The organism is Aquamicrobium sp. NLF2-7, from assembly GCF_022359935.1.
Classification (GTDB): Bacteria; Pseudomonadota; Alphaproteobacteria; order Rhizobiales; family Rhizobiaceae; genus Mesorhizobium; species Mesorhizobium lusatiense.
This window is the reverse complement of record NZ_JAKSED010000001.1, coordinates 2,245,862-2,263,083: the sequence shown is the minus strand read 5'-3', so window position 1 is coordinate 2,263,083 and position 17,222 is coordinate 2,245,862. Positions and strand designations below refer to the sequence as shown.

Genomic DNA, 17,222 nt, shown 5'->3' with positions numbered 1-17,222 from the left:
GCGGCCATACTCCTTAAAGGCACGGCCAGACGTTTTCCGGAGTGATCCCCCCTCACGCTACTCCTCTTTCAAGTCTTCGTTCTTTGGAAACCTTCTGAAATGGGCGCTGTCCGACTCATCGGCCTCACTGATTTTCTGTCCTGATGCCTTGGGCCTGAAAGTCAGAAACCAAAAGCATTCGCGCAAACTGCAGCCATGGTGGTCATAAGCCTGTCCGTTCAAATGCCGTTTTCATCCCGGCACGATCTTTGAAATCCCATTCCTCCGGTGCCGGTCCATACGCGAAGTACGTTCTCGACCCGTGCGAGCCGCATACTCTACTAAATCCATAGATTTCAGCAGCGCAAACTGTGCAGCCGGCGCGCGCGAGGTAACGGACAATGGCTTTCACACCCCTTGAACTACGCCCTGTTGATAAGCTGGGCGCGCGCCGCCGCGCGCTGTTGCGTGGCCGCATAATTTGGGTGATTGCGCTGCTGGTCCTGACTTATGTCGTGGCCGGCATTGCCCTCAACCCTGCCATGCGCTGGGATGTGATTGCCGAGTACATTACCGCGCCGCTGATCCTGCGCGGTCTGTGGCTGACGATCTCGATCACAGCCGGCGCGGCTGCCATCGGTCTGGCGGGCGGGCTGATTGTGGCCATGGGCCGCATGTCGGAAAACCCGCTGATCCGGGTCATCGCGACCGGTTATGTCAATCTGTTTCGTGCACTTCCGCTGCTGGTCCAGATACTTATCTGGTACAATCTGGGCACATTCCTGCCGGAACTCGGCATTGGCATACCCTTTACCGACATCGGTTTCTATGCGCCGACGAATGATGTCCTGTCACCTATGGCGGCCTGCCTTGTGGCACTCGGACTGAACCAATCCGCCTATATGGGTGAGATCATCCGGGGCGGACTTCTTTCAGTCCAGCATGGGCAGATCGAGGCGGCGGTAGCGCTGGGCATGACGCGGACGAAGGTGCTCTGGCGCGTGGTGGCGCCGCAGGCGGCGCGCTCGATCATCCCGCCCATGGGCAACGACATCATCAATCTGCTGAAGGCAACCTCGCTTGTTTCCGTTGTCGGGGTCGGCGACCTGATGACCCGGGCACAAGGCATCTATGCTGCAACCTATCAGGTCATTCCGCTGCTGCTGGTCGCCAGCTTCTGGTATCTCGTGCTGACGGCACTGCTGGCATTCGCACAAAATGCCCTTGAGCGCCGCTTCTCCGCCGGCACGCAACCAGATCACCATGACACGCGCAGAAATCCGAAAGCCGAGCCGCTGCGGCTGCAGATTTCAGCGCGGGAGGCTGTGTGATGGCCGTGCCTGTGTCATTGCCGGCTGCGCAGGAAGGCTCCGCGCTCATCCGCGTTCGCTCTGTTTCGAAATTCTATGGTGGCGCAAAGGTCCTCGATGAGGTCTCGATGGATGTCCGCAGTGGAGAGGTCCGCTGCATCATCGGGCCCTCCGGTTCCGGCAAGAGCACTTTGCTGCGCTGCCTGAATGCGCTGACGGGCTTCGACAGCGGCGCCATCGTCGTTGGCGATACACGGGTCGGCTACACAGAGCGTGACGGCCGGCTGCTTCCCTGGCCCCCTCGCCAGGCTGCGGCCTTTCGCAGCCGTGTCGGTCTTGTTTCACAGCATGTGAATTTGTTCTCTCATCGTACCGTGATCGAGAACGTCATCGAAGGTCCGAAGCATGTTCTGGGTGTGCCGGCTCGCGAAGCACGCGAGCGGGCGGCGGAATTGCTGGCACGTGTCGGTCTTTCGGACAAGCATGACAGCTACCCGATCCAGCTCTCCGGCGGACAGCAGCAGCGCGCCGCCATCGCCCGCGCGCTGGCTATGCAGCCACATGTGATCCTGTTCGATGAAGCCACCAGTGCGCTGGATCCCGAGCTTGTGGGCGAAGTTCTTGCCGTCATCCGCCAGCTTGCCGCCGATGGCATGACGATGGTGCTCGTCACCCATGAAATGCGTTTCGCCGCAGAAGTGGCGGATCGTGTCGCAGTGCTGGACCGCGGCCGCCTCATTGAGGACGGCACCGCACGGCAGGTGTTTTCTGCGCCGCGCAGCGTTCGCACGGCCGAATTTCTTTCAAGTCATCTTGATCCGGGTGGCAGCCGGGCCGCCCGAAGCGCCTGATTCCTCCGGCAGCAATTGTGGAGAAACCATGAGCATGTTCACACAAATCACCCGGCGTGCGGCCTTTGCGCTCGCCCTGTTGCCCGTTTTTGTGTCGCCATCACCGGCGCAGGACCCGGCGGAGGCTGCAAGGGCGCTTCTGCCGGCAAAGTACCGCGACGCCGGCGTCATCAAAGTACAGGCCTCGACGGTGTACGCGCCGCATTCCTACTTCAAACCCGGCACCACCGAATGGGCCGGATACGAGATCGATCTTTTCAGCGAGGTGGCCGATATACTTGGTGTGAAGGTCGAATATACCGAAGCGCCGTTCCAGCAGCTTATTGCAGGCGTGAAGTCGGGTCGCGCCGATCTCTCGCTTGGCGATCTTGGCGACAATTCCCTGCGCCGCCAGGAGGTCGATTTCATCGATCATTCCCAGCTCACCTTCAACCTGCACATCAACGAGGATGACAAGGATGAGATCAAGTCCGTGTTCGATCTGTGTGGCCGGGAACTCGGCATCGTGCAGGGCACGACGAACATCGTGGCGGGAGCGCTCAGCAAATGCGAGGAAAAGGGCTTCAGGCCGGCGGTCTTCGTCGAGTTCCCCGACATCACCACCAAGGATCAGGCCATCCAGTCCGGCCGGCTGCCACGGGTCGACATAACGGCAACCGCCGTCGGCCGCTACCGTGAGGCCAATGGCTTGTCGGCCGGTCTCGTTCTGGTCCCGGCTCCCGAGATCGGCAACCTCTACATCGGCTTCATCGTTGACAAGGGCAATGACGGACTGGCGCAGGCCGTGAAGGCCGCTCTTCAGGTGCTGTGGGAGAATGGCAAATATCACGAAATCCTGGCGCGCCACCTGATCCCGGATCTCGCCATCACGGCTCCGGGTATCAACATTGGTGAAGAGGCAACCAACTGGCAGCAAGCCAGGCCGCGGTCCTGAGGCGACATGGCGGCGGCCCGGCCGCCGCCGGCCTACCATCAGATAACGAAAGTCATAAGCATGCCAGTTCCTGACCGCCAGATGCACCTTGCCGTTCTCGTTGCCGCCAATGGCAACCATCGTGGCGCCTGGCGGCGTTCGGGCAGCAACATCGAATACGCACTGACGCCGCAGTTCTATGTTGACTTCGCACGCAAGGCCGAAGCAGCGAAGCTTGACGCGATCTTCTTTGCCGACGTGCCGGTGCTCGATCCCAAGACGCTTGCCGTCGATCCTCCCTCGAATGTGCCTGAACCCATAGTTCTGAGCGCCTTCCTGGCTGCCGTAACCAGCCGGATCGGCATCGTCTCCAGTGTCTCGACCTCGTTCAGCGAGCCCTACAACGTGGCCAGACAGTTTGCCCTGCTGGACCATGTGACGGGCGGACGCGCGGGCTGGAATATCGTAACGTCGGCCATCGGGGAGAAGAACTATGGTGGCCAGCCTCTGCCGGATCAGGAAACACGCTACGCACAGGCTGCCGAGTTCGTGGAAGTGACCAAGCGCTTGTGGGACGGCTGGGCCGCCGAGACGCTGATTATCGACCGGGCGACAGGGCGTTTTGCCGATTCATCGGATATCAGGGAGACCGCGTTCCACGGCCGCTTCTTCCATGTCGACGGTCCGCTCAACATCCAGCGCCCGCCACAGGGCTGGCCGGTTCTGTTTCAGGCCGGCGCCTCGCCGATCGGAAAGCGCTTCGCTGCCGCAACGGCGGAAGCGATTTTTACAGCGGATCAGACGCTCGAGGGCAGCGTAGCGTTCAATCGCGATATGCGCCGGCTGATCGCGGCTGCCGGCCGGGACCCTTCGCGCGTCAGGATTTTGCCGGGCATCACGCCGATCATCGGCGCGACTGAGGCCGAAGCAAAAGCGGTGGAGCGCGAGTTGTCCGGCTATATTGACTTCGAAGCATCGTTGCGCCGGCTCAACTCATACATTCCCGGCGTCGACCTCAGGCAGTTCGATGTCGATAAGCCGCTGCCGCGCGAAGCGCTGCCGGAAATATCATCGGTGCAGGGACGACAGAGCCGCTATGCGATCTTCGCCGATCTTACGTGGAACCATGGATGGACGCTGCGTCAGCTGGTCGAGCTGACCGGGCGCTCCGATGGCCACTGGACGGTGACCGGCAGTCCCGAGTTCATAGCCGATCAGATGGAGCATCGTTTCCGCGCCGGAGCGGGTGACGGCTTCGTGGTGATGCCAACCTATCACCCTGAGGGTTCCGACCTCTTCTTTGAGGAAGTGGTGCCAATCCTTCGCGTACGTGGATTGTTTCGCACCGAATACGAGGGCTCTACCCTGCGGGATCATTTCGGACTGGAGATTCCTGCGCGCGGCGCACGTACTGTGAACGCCGAACCGTTCACGCAGAGCGCATGAGCGCCCTGATCGGGAACAGCCGGCTCAGGGAGTCGATCGCGGTCCGGCAGGATCATTTTCTATTCGGGACGGTGTTGCCGGACAAATGATGCTGGCGGTGAGCTCCGCAGGCCAGTTCCCAACAGCCCGATGAAACGCTATGCCTTGGCAAGGCGCTATGGAAAACAATGGCGTCGGGAGTTTGATTTCGGGGAAGTGTCTTGTCTGATCATGAGCGCGGAGCTGTCGGTCTGAAAAATAAGTTCCCGGACACGATTGTCCGTGGATCTACATTGACCGAGCAAGTCTATTTGCAGCTGCGCGAAGGACTTCTGCTGGGAATGTGGAAGCCCGGCGAGAAGCTTACCGCCCGTGGGCTGAGCCGCACACTTGGTGTCAGCCTGACACCTGCCCGCGAGGCCATAACCCGCCTGGCGACGGAAGGAGCGATCACCGTTTCCGAAACGAGGATGTATTCCATTCCCGAGCTTGACCGGGCTCAGTACGAGGAAATCACCCGGGTTCGGCTCCAGCTGGAGCCGCTGGCGACATCCCTTGCCGTGAAACATGCAAAGGCAGATTTCGCGGATCATCTCGACCATATCAACGAGAACCTCAAAGCCCGTATTCTCGCCGAGGATTTCGATGAGGGTTTGCGTCTGGATTCCGAATTTCACCTGACAATCTATGATGCCGCCGGCTCCACCGTTCTTAGGCGCATGATCGACACGTTGTGGCTGCAGATTGGCCCGACCCGCAATCTGCTGTCCGCGCCTTACCGGAAGCGACTGGTTGGATTCCAGAATCATCGCCGCGTGATAGCTGCATTTCGTGACAGGAACGAAGCAGAGGCTCATGAGGCGATGAAAGAGGATCTCACGCAGGGCGCGGCTGCGCTCATGGCCATCCTGCCATAAGGAGCATCAACCGATATTGACTGCCTCCAAAAATGATATATCATCGCTCAAATAACAAAACTAATAACGGGAACATTGAGGAGATTGTGATGATGCAACTCACGCGACGTGAGGCATTGAAGGCTGGCGCGAATCTCGGGCTGGCGACCTTCGCGGTTTCGACCGCCGGCGTTGGACCGCTGTTCGCGCAGGAAAAGAAAGCGGTGCTTGGCCATTTCGCTTCCGCGAACCAGCAGAATTACGCCAAGGCGACCGGCTCGATGCAAAAGGCAATGGGCGAAGGGGTCACCACCGAGTTCATCGGCGTGTCGAGCGGACCGCAGATACTGACCGCAATGGCCGCCGATGCGATGGACCTTTGCAACATGGGCTCCAGTCCCATGCTGGTGGGCTTCGCCCAGGACCTGCCTGTGTCGATGGTGTATGTTCACAAGATCGTCCGTGACGGCGAGGCGCTGGTGGTGCGCAATGGTTCGGGCATCGAAAAGCTGGCCGACCTGAAAGGCAGGAAGATCGGGTGCCCGTTCAACACCTCTGTTCATTTCGCGATGATGGCGGCATTGCAGCTGGCAGGTCTTTCCCCGTCGGATGTCGAGCTGGTCAACCTTCGTGCCGATGCGACGCTTGCAGCCTGGCAGCAGGAAGCAATCGACGCGGCCTACATCTGGCATCCCGTGCTCGGATCGCTGATCGAGAGCGGCGGCAGCGTCATCTTCACCACCGGAGAACTGTCATCCGAGGGCGTGCTGATCTTCGATGCCATTGTATGCCGCAACAAATTCAGGGATGAACATCCCGAACTCGTGCTCGCCTATCTGAAGGAACTGGCGCGGATCAACGAGATATACCGAAACGATCCCGGTCTGGTGGCTGACACCATGGCCCCGTTTCTTCAGATACCGCGCGAGACGGCCCTTCTGGTCGCAGAAACCACACATACAATAACTCCGCAGGAAATGATTTCCGCAGCATGGATGGGGGCACCGAGCGCGACGGATTCGGGGGTGATCACTGCGCTCGGCAAGCAGATGGATTTCCTTGTCGAGAGCGGACAGATGCCCAGGGCCATTTCGGATCTGACAAAGTTCATCGACAGCTCTTTCGTCAGCCAGCTCGCATAACAGCCGCAGATTTTGCAGACAAAGAACCAGCAATCCTAACGGCGGACGGGGGAAATTCCCCCGTTTCGGATCGGGAATTCACATGCTCGTGCCAACATCTCTCGAAACATCTCATGCAGGCCAGCGGCCGAAACTGGAGATCAGGGGTCTTTCCAAGGCTTTCAGCAGCCCTTCCGGCCCGGTTCAGGCGCTGGCCCCTTTCAGTCTTTGTCTGAACAAAGGAGATTTTCTCTGTGTGGTCGGGCCATCTGGATGCGGCAAGACAACCCTTCTCAATGTGGTGGCCGGTTTCGAAACCCCGACGACCGGCACCGCGACACTTGATGGCAAGCTCATTCGTGGCCCCGGCGCAGAGCGCGGTGTCGTTTTTCAGCAGGGCGCGCTGTTCAACTGGATGAGCGTTCTGGAAAATGTCGCTTTCGGCCCAAGATCATGCGGCATCAACGCCGCCGAGGCACGCGGGCGTGCAATGGAACTGCTGGAGCTTGTCGGCCTCGGGGCCTTTGCCGCGAAATATCCCTACCAGCTTTCAGGCGGAATGCAGCAGCGCGTGGGCATCGCGCGCGCCCTTGCCAACGACCCTGACATTCTTCTGATGGATGAGCCGTTCGCCGCGCTTGACCAGCAAACCCGCGAGTTGCTGCAGGAAGAAATACGCCGCATCTGGAAAACCACCGGCAAGACAGTGATGTGGATCACGCACTCGATCGAGGAGGCCTTGTTTCTGGCCACGCACATCATCGTCATGACATCGCGCCCCGGCCGCACCAAGGCGGCGTTTACATCGTCATTTACCCACAGCGACGATCCCTACATCGCCTCATCGCCGGAGTTTGCTGCCGCCAAACGGGTCATCGTCGGGTTGTTGCGCTCGGAGGCAAAGGAAGCCCAGCGCCTGGAGGTTGCCGAATGACCAGCGCCACACGCGATGCCCCTGCGGATATGTCGCTCCCCTCTCCCGACAGCAATCGCGAGGGTTACATGGACAGGGGTCTGTCAATACTTACCTTCGCGGTTATCCTCGCCATCTGGACGGGAGCTACGGGCTCAGGATTGTGGGAACCTCTCATAAGGCCGGTGTTCCTGCCTTCTCCGGTCACCGTGGTGAATACGTTCCTGAGCCTTGTCGAAAATGGCTATCAGGGGCGCTCACTCGCTCATCATGTGGGGGTCAGCCTCTATCGTTTCGGAGTGGCATTCTCGCTTTGCATCGCAATCGGCGTGCCGCTCGGCCTTTTCATGGGCACAAACCGGCGCATTCGGGCAATCGTGGAGCCGCCTATCCAGGCCGTGCGTCCGATTCCCAAGCTGGCCCTGCTGCCGCTGTTCCTCATCTGGTTCGGCATCGGCAACCTTTCGAAAATCGTCGTGATAGCTGCACCTGTGTTTCCGCTCATTGCAATCAGCTCAATGCAGGCGGTCCGTTCAATCAGCACCAGGAAGATTCAGGCAGCGCAGTCATTGGGGGCCTCTTCGTGGACCATCTTCTGGCGCATCCTGCTGCCGGCAAGCCTGCCGGGCATCTTCACCGGTATCCGCGTGTCGATCTCGATAGGCGTAACCATGCTTGTAGGCGCTGAACTGACCGCCACCTCTGACGGCATAGCCTGGCTGGCACTGACGGCAGCCGAATACATGCAGACGGATCTGGTTCTTGTAGGGGTGCTGATCATGGCTGCTGTGGGATATGCGCTCGATCGCGCTTTCCTGTATCTGGAAACCAGTCTCGTGCATTGGACCGGCAAGGACTGATCCAACCCTTCACAAGCGGACAATCGCCGTCTGACCAGAGGTCAGGCATGCGTCCTGTCCTTGTTTAAATCGCAACGATATATGATATAGCATTATTGCATCAGGAGGCTGACTTGACCTTACACAAGCGCAGGCAGTTCCCATCTCACGGACAGAAATGGGACGATCTGCAATCAAGGATGCGCGAGGTCACCCGCGCCGACACCGACTGGCGTCGCGGCAGGACACCGCTTTTCGTGTTCTTCAACGACCAGGAAACCTATGAGGTCGGTCGAAATGCCTTCTTCAATTTCTTCACCGAAAACGCGCTGGGCGGTGGCCGTGCCTTTTTCGGCATCGGCCAGATGGAAAAAGAAGTCATCGATTGCGGGTTGGACCTGTTTCACGCTCCCTCGGATGCCGGCGGAGCATTCACCAATGGCGGAACCGAGAGCATCTTTCTGGCCGTAAAGGCAGCGCGCGACTTCCACCGGGCGCGTCACGGCCGGCAGCGGGGCAGGCAACTCAACATCGTCATGCCGGACACGGCACATGCAGCGTTCGACAAGTCGGCAGATGTCATGGATCTCGAACTGCGCCGTGCACCGCTGGATGCCAGCCGGCGCGCCGACGTCGAGGCGATGCGCAGGCTGATAGACGACAACACCATGCTTCTGGTCGGTTCTGCCCCCTGCTATCCACATGGTGTCACGGATCCTGTGGAGGCCATATCCGATCTCGCCATGGAAACCGGTATATGGCTGCATGTCGACGCGTGCGTCGGTGGATGGATCCTGCCCTTCTTCAAGCGCAACGGGAGAGATGTTCCCGATTTTGACTTCCGCTTTCCCGGTGTCCGCTCGATTTCCGCCGACCTTCACAAATTTGGTTTCTGTCCGAAGCCGGCATCCACCGTGTTTTATCGCGACCAGACGGATATCGAACGTGCCATGTTCGTCGCCGATGCATGGCCCTCGGGCACATTCCGCACAAAAACACTGGCGGGAACCCGCCCCGCCGGCAGTGTAGCGGCAGCATGGGCAGTGCTGCACCATCTCGGAGACGAGGGCTATCGACAGGCAGCTCACAGGCTGGCCAGCATGACCGACGCCTATGTGAAAGACATCGAGAGCATCGGGGGAATGAAGCTCTGGGCCAGGCCTGATATGTCGATCATCAATTTCGGATCGGATGATTATGACATGAACGCGGTCGCCGGGCGGATGGCCGGGCGCGGCTGGCTCCCGGCACTCACCCGCAGGCCGAAGGGGATGCATCTGATGATGTCGCTTCTGCACGAACCTGTCCAGGCAGATTTCATGGCAGACCTACGCACCAGCGTCAGCGAGGTGAAAAACGGGCAGACGCCGCAGACGCAGGTGCAGGCGACATACGGCTAGAATTTCGGGTCGGAAGCAGGCGGGAGAGGCATTATGGAACTTCCACTGGAGGGGATCAGGGTTCTTGATCTTTCGCGCGTGCTAGCGGGTCCGTGGTTGACCATGTCACTCGTGGACCTGGGCGCGGATGTATGGAAAATCGAGAACACCGAAGGCGGAGATGACACCCGTGCCTGGTCGGTACCGAGCTGGAATGGCATCAGCACCTATTTGTTTGATCCCACGGTTTAATGGTGCGATCCTTTCTCTGGAATGGAGGGAAGCCCTATGGGACAAATTCGTCACGGCAGCGCCACGACCACGCACGCTGTCCGAGCAGCAATACAGCGATCGCAAGCTTCGCTCGCGCAACTGAGCAGGGAGTTGGGTATCAACCCCAAGACCGTTGCGAAATGGCGCAAGCGCGCGACGGTAGAGGATATGAAGACGGGGCCGTCAGAGCCGCGGTCCACCGTCCTCACCGAAGCCGAGGAGGCGATGGTTGTGGCGTTCAGGCGCCATACGCTTCTACCATTAGATGATTGTCTTTACGCCCTGCAGCCCTCGATCCCGCACCTGACACGATCCGCACTGCACCGGTGCCTGCAACGGCATGGCATCTCGCGCTTGCCGGATGTGGAGGGCGACAAACCTAAGCGGTCGAAGTTCAAGCGCTACCCCATAGGGTTCTTCCATATCGACATCGCCGAGGTGCAGACCGCTGAAGGCAAACTATATTTGTTCGTCGGTATCGACCGCACGAGCAAGTTCGCCGTGACCCAACTCGTCGACAAGGCCGACAGGAAGACCGCCTGGGAATTCCTTCAGCATATGCTCGAAGCCGTGCCCTACCAGGTCCATACCATTCTCACCGACAACGGTATTCAGTTCGCAGAGCAGCCTCGGAACCGGAATACCATCTACTCCCGGCCGATGCGCTTTGACATGATCTGCGAGGCCAACGGGATCGAGCACAGGCTGACCAAACCCAACCATCCATGGACCAATGGCCAAGTCGAACGGATGAACCGCACGATCAAGGAGGCCACCGTCAAGCGCTTCCATTACGACAGCCACGAGCAGTTGCATACACACCTCGCCGACTTCATGGCGGCCTACAACTTCGCACGAAGGCTCAAGACCCTCGGCGGTCTCACGCCCTACGAATACATCTGCAAGATCTGGACATCAGACCCGGATCGATTCATCCTCAATCCGATCCACCAGATGCCGGGACTGAACAACTAGGCTGATCGGTCAGTATGACAACGCGGTGCAGTTCGGTCAGCGCCGCGTGCTGCTCGCCTGGAACCGCCTCATCATGCCTAACGGGCGCTCGATTGTTCTCGAGCGCCAGCCAGGCGCCGACACGCAAGGCTATGCCGGACTGGAGGATGGCGTCGATTATCACTGGTGGGATCTCGCCAAGGCTGCCGCGCTCTCGACGCTGCTCGGCGTCGGCGCGGAACTCGCCACCGACGATAACGACCGCCTGATCCGCGCCATCCGCGACGGCGCGCAGGACACCATCAATCAGGCCGGTCAGCAGATCGTCCAGCGCCAGTTGCAGGTTGCGCCGACGCTCACCATCCGGCCGGGCTTTCCGGTCAGGATCATCGTTACCCGCGATCTTGTGTTCGAGCCGGCAGGAGATTGACCATGACCAAGCTGAAACTCGGCCCGCTACCCGACGACAAGCCGGTGAAGGTGACGGTGGAAATGCCTGCACCGCTTCAACGTGATCTCATCGCCTATGCCGAAGTGCTGGCCCGCAAGAGCGGCCAGCCCGCCGCTGATCCCGTCAGGCTCATCGTGCCTATGCTTCAACACTTCATAGCATTGGATCTCGGTTTTACCAAAGCACGGCGAAATTGATCTTACCTATAAAAACTTTTTATTTCTGCCGTTACTGAGATGTATTTATAGTTAGCTGCTCAGGCGGATCATAAAGGCTGGACCTTTTTATCTCAGATTTATATCCGAGAGATTTTATAGCTTCTATATATGATCTACGGAGATCTTCACTCATTCGTGGATCAAATAGAACTCTATCAATAGTTTTCGATACATCGATCTGGAATTCAAAAATATCTCTCTCACACTCTCCGTCTTTTCCGGAATATATTATTCTCACTTCTCTTTCATGCGAGAATTCTTTCCGTTTATAAAGAAGAGATTCTGCAATTCCAGAGCCGTCTGTTGAAAATATATTAATATTCTCAAATTTTTCCTTCATATCTTTTTTGTATATGTATTTAACTCCACCGATGAAGCACTGAACATCGGAAAATTTTCCGCATGACTTTTTTAATGACTCCAGTAATTTTCTCGGCGTCGATTTTACACGGACACCATCTTTGTTTGGAGAATAAATTCTCCACATTGCGTCGGTTTCCCTGTGCCAAGTCCAGCATTGACCATAGACCGAGTCTCTTGCTGAAACTTCAGCCAATTCTCTTCCTATCTTGAATTTTGATGATAATAGTATATTTTCAAAAGGATCGTCCCATTTTTTGGGCTTCACAAGGGTTAGATTCCCTGTTGTCAAAATCTGAATAAACCTTCCCACCGGAAATATTCGGTATATTGGTGTATCTTTTTGTTTTTCGCTTAAGTTAATATAATTCCTGTAAGTCATCGCTCCCCCCACCGACTTTCGCACAGACAGAAATCCTAAATTTAACTTGGATGATGATCAAGGGGGGGCCGCCAGCGCATAGGCGCAAACGCGGCACGCTACAGGCCGCCGACCTCGCTGCATGGTTCGCCTAGTTTCGGGAGCCTCCAGTTGCCCGGAATCCCGTTGAACATGGCTACCGAGGTTATGAAGATGAGTGATCCGACATTTGCGCCGGGTAAACGGACGATTCGCAGGCATCAACTTCGAGAACTCGTTCCCCTTGCTGACACTACAATCTACGATATGGAGCAACGGGGTGAATTTCCCCAACGGTTCTATCTGACGGCCCGGTGCGTGGTTTGGGACTTGGCCGAGGTGGAGGCTTGGCTTGAAGAACGTCGCCAAGCCTCCAGAGACAAAGCTATCAAACGTGCTCCGTCTCCTGATGTGAAGCTCAGGAAATTCCGGCCCGTCAAAGGTTAGGCTCCGGGGCCAGAAGGTCGATAGAGACCGGATAGAGCGCTGGGGTGTATTTCTGACCGCCGACCCATGCGTCGATCAGATTGCCCCATTCCTGCATCATGTGGCGGCGCTGGTGCTCATACTCGGCCTTGTTATAGACGCCGCGCGAAGAACGCCCGTCCTCGTGCGCCAGGCACTTCTCGATCCAGTCGCTGTTGAAGCCCAGTTCATTGAGCAGCGTGGAGCCCGTGCGGCGAAGATCATGCACGGTGAACGGCTCCAGCGGCAGACCTGCCTTCTTGGCTTGCACGACGACCGCCGTGGTGACGCGGTTGAAGGTCGCGCGCGACATCGGCGCATCCGCATCGTAGCGCGAGGGCAGCAGGTAGCGCGAATTGCCCGCACAGGTCTTGAGCGCGACGAGGATGTCCAGCGACTGTTCGCACAGATAGACGTTGTGCGGCTTGGAGCGTTTCATGCGGTCCTTCGGGATCGACCACACGGCATTCTCGAAGTCGACCTCATCCCACACCGCGTCCTGCAGCTCGCTCTTGCGGACCATGGTGAGCAGGATCAGCTTCAGGCCGAGCCGGATCGTCGGCAGCGTCGCCACATGCTCAAGCTGGCCGAGCATGACCCGGATTTCGGCGGGCGAGAGCGAACGGTCCTTCGGAACGAACGTCGCGATCGAGGCAGGCCCGACCTCTTCGGCGGGGTTCGACACCTTCTCCCCGTGCAGCTTCGCGAAGGCGAAAACCAGCTTCACGATGTCGCGGACATGGACCGCCGTGGCCGGCGCTCCTCGCTTCTTCACCTTGTCGCACATCGCGCGGAGATCTTCGGGCGTGATTTCCGTCAGCAGCCGATTGCGGAACGTCGGCAGGATGTCCCGCTCGTAGATCGAGCGGCGCATCGCGCGGGTGCTTTCGGCCATCCGGTGCTCTTGCAGCCAGCGTTCGCCAAACTCGCCGAAGCTCTTTGCTTCCTTGATGCGGCGCTTCTCGCGCTGTTTCTCCTGGGCGGGTGACCGCCCTTCCTGAATCGAACGCTGCGCGTCGATCAGCTTCTTCCGCGCACGGGCCAGTGAGAGGCCCGCCGGTCCGTATCGGCCGAGGGTCAAGGTCTCGCGTCGACCGTGCATACGGTAGTCATAGCGGAACACGACGGCACCCGACGGGTTCACGACGACATACATACCGTCACGGTCAGAGACCTTATATAATTTGTCCTTTGGTTTCAGTGCCTTGATTACCGCATCAGTAAGCATCGGACCCTCCTAGATCGTTCAAAAGACGCCAGAGAGCCCCTAAAAATACCGTCAGACCAAAATCGACCAATCATGACGACGAATTATCCTTTATTCTCAACGGAATAAGGTCCAAAAAAATACCGTCACGAGCTCTCTAAGCCATGACGGTATATGCAATTTTGCGATGTCACAAGACGCTCCATACCGTCAGCTCCGCCGTCGATCGCGAGGCTTGCCCGGCGATTGACGGCGAAAGACGGCGGAGAGAAATTTCTTTATTTTCAGTGTGTTATGGAGGGTAATCGGCGGTTATCGGCGGCGTTTGGCGGGGGCTGAATTATTCCCACTCGATGGTGCCGGGCGGCTTGCTTGTCACGTCGTAGACCACACGGTTGATGCCGCGGACTTCGTTGATGATGCGGGTGGCGGCGTTGGCGAGGAAGCTCATGTCATAGGGATAGAAGTCGGCGGTCATGCCGTCGACCGACGTGACGGCGCGCAGGGCGCAGACATATTCGTAGGTGCGGCCGTCGCCCATGACGCCCACCGTCTGCACCGGCAGAAGCACGGCAAAGGCCTGCCAGATGGCGTCGTACAGGCCGGCCTTGCGGATCTCGTCCAGATAGACGGCGTCGGCTTCGCGCAGGATTTCCAGCTTCTCGCGGGTCACGCCGCCGGGGCAGCGGATGGCGAGGCCGGGACCGGGGAAGGGATGGCGGCCGATGAAACTTTCCGGCAGGCCGAGCTCCTTGCCGAGCACCCGCACCTCATCCTTGAACAGCTCACGCAACGGCTCGACGAGCTGCATGTTCATGCGCTCCGGCAGGCCGCCGACATTGTGGTGCGACTTGATCGTGACGGAAGGGCCACCGGTGAAGGATACGCTTTCGATGACATCCGGATAGAGCGTGCCCTGGGCGAGGAAATCGGCGCCGCCGAGCTTCTTCGCCTCTTCCTCGAACACCTCGATGAACAGGCGGCCGATGGTCTTGCGCTTGGTTTCGGGGTCGCTCTCGCCTTCCAGCGCGCCGATGAAGCGATCTGCGGCATCGACGAGGATCAGCGGCAGATTGTAATGCTGGCGGAACATGGCCACCACATCCGCAGCTTCGTTCTTGCGCATCAGGCCATGGTCGACAAGGATGCAGGTGAGCTGATCGCCAACCGCCTCATGAACCAGCAGCGCGGCCACGGAGGAATCCACGCCGCCTGAGAGCGCGCAGATCACCTTCTTGTCGCCAACCTGCTTGCGGATCGCCTCCACGGCCTGCTGGCGGTAGGCGGACATGGTCCACTCGCCCTGCAGCCCGACGATGTTGCGCACGAAATTGGAAAGCAGGCGCGCCCCGTCCGGCGTATGGACCACCTCGGGATGGAACTGCACGGCGTAGAAGCGGCGCTTCTCATCGGCGATGGCCGCGAAGGGCGCACCACGCGAGGTGCCGACGACCCGGAAGCCATCGGGCAGGCCGGTGACGCGGTCGCCATGGCTCATCCATACCTGATGGCGGGTGCCTTTGGCCCAGATGCCGTCGAACAGCGCGCAATCGGCTTCGATCTCAAGAAAGGCGCGGCCGAATTCGCGCTCATGGCCGGCCTCGACCTGACCGCCAAGCTGGGCGCACATGGTCTGCTCGCCATAGCAGATGCCGAGCACCGGGATGCCGGCCTCGAAGACCTGCTGCGGCGCACGCGGGCTGCCGATGTCGACGGCCGAATGCGGGCTGCCGGAGAGAATAACGCCCTTCGGCCGGATGCGGTCGAAGGCTTCGCCGGCGGACTGGAAGGGCACGATCTCGCAATAGGCGCCGGCCTCGCGCACGCGCCTGGCAATGAGCTGCGTGACCTGACTGCCGAAATCGATGATGAGGATGGTGTCGGAATGATGGTTCGTCGTCATGTCGGGCCTTTAAAGAAGAACGTCTGCCGGCGCAATGGGTTTGTATGGCGTGAGATCCAATGCCGCAACAGGGCCTTTACGCGAGCGTGACAGAACCGTCCCGCAATGCCTCCTCAAGCCTCATCACGGCATGGCTGAGCTTTTCGTCGATGATGTGGAGATAAGCCGTCCAGTCATCAACATGTTTCAGCTCCGCCGCGCCGTCGGAAATGCCGCGCAGCGCCACCAGCGGCACCCCGAACAGATGGCAGGCGCGCAGGCAGGCAAAGGTTTCCATGTCCACCATGTCCTCGGCGACCGGGTCATAAGCCGCCCCTGAGACGATGGACGCGCCGGTCGAGAGGGTGGCTTCCTTCACGCCCGGAATGCGCAGCGGCAGGGGCAGCGTTGCGGGCAGGTCGAGGAAGGGCGTCACGCCTCTGGGAAAGCCAAGCGGCGAAGCATCCATATCGCGATAGGAGACCGAGACAGCCTGATAGACCTCCGCCTGCTCCAGCCTGCGTGAACCGGCAGAGCCGAGGGATACGACGAGATCGGGAAGTTCGTCGGAACATACGAGCCGCGCCAGTTCCGCGCCGAGCCGTATGCCAGCCTCGACAGGACCGACGCCAGTCATGAACGGCTTGAACAGTTTTTTCAGTGCCGGTCCGTATTCGGCCTCCGCCGCCATGACGAACAGAACCCGCCGGCCGGCAAGGGTGGCGGGGTGGGACGAAGGTCCGGTGCGTGTCACGTCATGCACCCCGACCCGAGATCCGCGCCTGAGCAACCTGCTGGCGCCCGCAGCCTTTCATCATGCCGGGTGTGGTGAATCCGCTGCGCCGGCCGGCTTTTCATCCTTCGATCCCGTCACGTCCGGCAACCGTCATCATGGTGCCGGTCATGGTGGCGATCAGGCGCGCCTCGCCGTCGGCGCCATAGGCATAGGCCTGACCGTCGGCCACGGTGATGGTGCGGCCGGGCTTGGTGACGGAGCCGCGGAACAGGAAGCGCTCGCCCCTGCCGGGCGCCAAGAGGTTCACCTTGAACTCAATGGTGAGCACGCCGGTGCTTTCCGGCATCAGCGAAAAGGCAGCATAGCCGCAGGCCGAATCCAGCGCCGTGGAAATGACGCCTGCATGCAGGAAGCCGTGCTGCTGGGCGAGCCGCCCATCGTAGGGCATCTCGATCTCGACGATGCCCGGCGTCACCAGCGTCAGCTCCGCCCCTATCGTGGCCATGACCTGCTGGCGCGCGAACGACGCACGCACGCGTTCCTCATAGTCCGGGGGCGGCACGATCTTGGCTCCCATCGCCACTGTCTCCATTGGGCTTGCCGCTTATCGCAAAGCCGTGTGCAGCAGGCAATCAGGGAAAAGAATTTAG

General features: G+C 59.3%; 17 protein-coding genes and 2 pseudogenes. 14 read left to right on the top strand and 5 right to left on the bottom strand.

Annotation, left to right across the window (positions count from 1 at the left end; translation table 11 throughout):
- Positions 1 to 380 precede the first annotated feature (380 nt).
- The 13 genes and pseudogenes from MIC97_RS11235 to MIC97_RS11175 all read left to right on the top strand — a co-directional run bounded on the left by MIC97_RS11235 (position 381) and on the right by MIC97_RS11175 (position 11,501).
- Positions 381 to 1,310 carry an amino acid ABC transporter permease gene (locus MIC97_RS11235; protein ID WP_239800082.1) on the top strand — a complete coding sequence of 310 codons (930 nt, stop codon included), beginning with the start codon at positions 381 to 383 and terminating at the stop codon, positions 1,308 to 1,310.
- A complete protein-coding gene (locus MIC97_RS11230) occupies positions 1,310 to 2,140 on the top strand; it encodes an amino acid ABC transporter ATP-binding protein (RefSeq protein WP_239800081.1) in 831 nt (276 codons plus the stop codon). Before MIC97_RS11235 ends, MIC97_RS11230 begins: the two co-directional genes overlap by 1 nt.
- A gap of 28 nt (positions 2,141 to 2,168) precedes the next feature.
- On the top strand, positions 2,169 to 3,074 hold the full coding sequence (locus tag MIC97_RS11225; protein ID WP_239800080.1) for a transporter substrate-binding domain-containing protein: 906 nt from the start codon (positions 2,169 to 2,171) through the stop codon (positions 3,072 to 3,074).
- A 60-nt stretch (positions 3,075 to 3,134) separates the two neighbouring features.
- Entirely contained in the window at positions 3,135 to 4,499 is a 1,365-nt protein-coding gene (locus MIC97_RS11220; protein ID WP_239800079.1) for an NtaA/DmoA family FMN-dependent monooxygenase, read from the top strand.
- A gap of 272 nt (positions 4,500 to 4,771) precedes the next feature.
- Complete coding sequence (locus MIC97_RS11215; RefSeq protein WP_239800078.1) at positions 4,772 to 5,395, top strand: GntR family transcriptional regulator; 624 nt, start codon at positions 4,772 to 4,774, stop codon at positions 5,393 to 5,395.
- 89 nt (positions 5,396 to 5,484) lie between these two features.
- The gene (locus tag MIC97_RS11210; RefSeq protein ID WP_239800077.1) at positions 5,485 to 6,516 is read left to right on the top strand and encodes an ABC transporter substrate-binding protein; all 1,032 of its coding nucleotides are present in this window, start codon (positions 5,485 to 5,487) and stop codon (positions 6,514 to 6,516) included.
- Positions 6,517 to 6,598: 82 nt separating this feature from the next.
- A complete protein-coding gene (locus MIC97_RS11205; RefSeq protein WP_275592338.1) occupies positions 6,599 to 7,429 on the top strand; it encodes an ABC transporter ATP-binding protein in 831 nt (276 codons plus the stop codon).
- Positions 7,426 to 8,268, top strand: a complete 843-nt coding sequence (locus tag MIC97_RS11200) for an ABC transporter permease (protein ID WP_239800075.1) — start codon at positions 7,426 to 7,428, stop codon at positions 8,266 to 8,268. Before MIC97_RS11205 ends, MIC97_RS11200 begins: the two co-directional genes overlap by 4 nt.
- Positions 8,269 to 8,381: 113 nt before the next feature.
- A complete protein-coding gene (locus MIC97_RS11195) occupies positions 8,382 to 9,647 on the top strand; it encodes an aspartate aminotransferase family protein (protein WP_239800074.1) in 1,266 nt (421 codons plus the stop codon).
- Between the two features lie 33 nt (positions 9,648 to 9,680).
- Positions 9,681 to 9,857: pseudogene (locus tag MIC97_RS11190) on the top strand (CoA transferase); the annotation flags it as partial.
- A 57-nt stretch (positions 9,858 to 9,914) separates the two neighbouring features.
- A complete protein-coding gene (locus MIC97_RS11185; RefSeq protein WP_239800073.1) occupies positions 9,915 to 10,874 on the top strand; it encodes an IS481 family transposase in 960 nt (319 codons plus the stop codon).
- Positions 10,870 to 11,283, top strand: a pseudogene (locus MIC97_RS11180) (TrbI/VirB10 family protein); the annotation flags it as partial. The gene MIC97_RS11185 and the pseudogene MIC97_RS11180, both read left to right, overlap by 5 nt.
- Before the next feature lie 2 nt (positions 11,284 to 11,285).
- Positions 11,286 to 11,501, top strand: coding sequence for a DUF2274 domain-containing protein (locus MIC97_RS11175; protein ID WP_239800072.1), 216 nt, complete (start codon positions 11,286 to 11,288; stop codon positions 11,499 to 11,501).
- 31 nt (positions 11,502 to 11,532) lie between these two features.
- Here MIC97_RS11175 and MIC97_RS11170 read toward each other — a convergent pair whose 3' ends face one another.
- Complete coding sequence (locus tag MIC97_RS11170; protein ID WP_239800071.1) at positions 11,533 to 12,264, bottom strand: DUF2971 domain-containing protein; 732 nt, start codon at positions 12,262 to 12,264, stop codon at positions 11,533 to 11,535.
- 171 nt (positions 12,265 to 12,435) lie between these two features.
- On the opposite strand from MIC97_RS11170, the gene MIC97_RS11165 reads away from it, so the two are divergent.
- Entirely contained in the window at positions 12,436 to 12,729 is a 294-nt protein-coding gene (locus MIC97_RS11165; protein ID WP_239800070.1) for an AlpA family phage regulatory protein, read from the top strand.
- Here the strand turns inward: MIC97_RS11165 and MIC97_RS11160 are convergent.
- The 4 genes from MIC97_RS11160 to MIC97_RS11145 form a co-directional block, all read right to left on the bottom strand.
- Complete coding sequence (locus MIC97_RS11160) at positions 12,719 to 13,975, bottom strand: integrase arm-type DNA-binding domain-containing protein (RefSeq protein ID WP_239800069.1); 1,257 nt, start codon at positions 13,973 to 13,975, stop codon at positions 12,719 to 12,721. The genes MIC97_RS11165 and MIC97_RS11160 overlap by 11 nt on opposite strands.
- A gap of 319 nt (positions 13,976 to 14,294) precedes the next feature.
- On the bottom strand, positions 14,295 to 15,857 hold the full coding sequence (guaA, locus tag MIC97_RS11155) for a glutamine-hydrolyzing GMP synthase (protein WP_239800068.1): 1,563 nt from the start codon (positions 15,855 to 15,857) through the stop codon (positions 14,295 to 14,297).
- Between the two features lie 76 nt (positions 15,858 to 15,933).
- A complete protein-coding gene (locus MIC97_RS11150) occupies positions 15,934 to 16,590 on the bottom strand; it encodes a 5'-methylthioadenosine/S-adenosylhomocysteine nucleosidase (RefSeq protein WP_345773548.1) in 657 nt (218 codons plus the stop codon).
- A 100-nt stretch (positions 16,591 to 16,690) separates the two neighbouring features.
- Positions 16,691 to 17,149: a PaaI family thioesterase gene (locus MIC97_RS11145; protein WP_239800067.1), complete on the bottom strand. Its 459-nt coding sequence runs from the start codon at positions 17,147 to 17,149 to the stop codon at positions 16,691 to 16,693.
- Between the last annotated feature and the right edge of the window lie 73 nt (positions 17,150 to 17,222).

Coding starts and splice junctions, on each gene's coding strand:
- MIC97_RS11200 (WP_239800075.1), top strand. CDS start 7,426: ATGACCAGCGCCACACGCGATGCCCCTGCGGATATGTCGCTCCCCTCT.
- guaA (WP_239800068.1), bottom strand. CDS start 15,857: ATGACGACGAACCATCATTCCGACACCATCCTCATCATCGATTTCGGC.
- MIC97_RS11210 (WP_239800077.1), top strand. CDS start 5,485: ATGATGCAACTCACGCGACGTGAGGCATTGAAGGCTGGCGCGAATCTC.
- MIC97_RS11175 (WP_239800072.1), top strand. CDS start 11,286: ATGACCAAGCTGAAACTCGGCCCGCTACCCGACGACAAGCCGGTGAAG.
- MIC97_RS11225 (WP_239800080.1), top strand. CDS start 2,169: ATGAGCATGTTCACACAAATCACCCGGCGTGCGGCCTTTGCGCTCGCC.
- MIC97_RS11230 (WP_239800081.1), top strand. CDS start 1,310: ATGGCCGTGCCTGTGTCATTGCCGGCTGCGCAGGAAGGCTCCGCGCTC.
- MIC97_RS11185 (WP_239800073.1), top strand. CDS start 9,915: ATGGGACAAATTCGTCACGGCAGCGCCACGACCACGCACGCTGTCCGA.
- MIC97_RS11205 (WP_275592338.1), top strand. CDS start 6,599: ATGCTCGTGCCAACATCTCTCGAAACATCTCATGCAGGCCAGCGGCCG.
- MIC97_RS11165 (WP_239800070.1), top strand. CDS start 12,436: ATGGCTACCGAGGTTATGAAGATGAGTGATCCGACATTTGCGCCGGGT.
- MIC97_RS11170 (WP_239800071.1), bottom strand. CDS start 12,264: ATGACTTACAGGAATTATATTAACTTAAGCGAAAAACAAAAAGATACA.
- MIC97_RS11235 (WP_239800082.1), top strand. CDS start 381: ATGGCTTTCACACCCCTTGAACTACGCCCTGTTGATAAGCTGGGCGCG.
- MIC97_RS11160 (WP_239800069.1), bottom strand. CDS start 13,975: ATGCTTACTGATGCGGTAATCAAGGCACTGAAACCAAAGGACAAATTA.
- MIC97_RS11220 (WP_239800079.1), top strand. CDS start 3,135: ATGCCAGTTCCTGACCGCCAGATGCACCTTGCCGTTCTCGTTGCCGCC.
- MIC97_RS11145 (WP_239800067.1), bottom strand. CDS start 17,149: ATGGGAGCCAAGATCGTGCCGCCCCCGGACTATGAGGAACGCGTGCGT.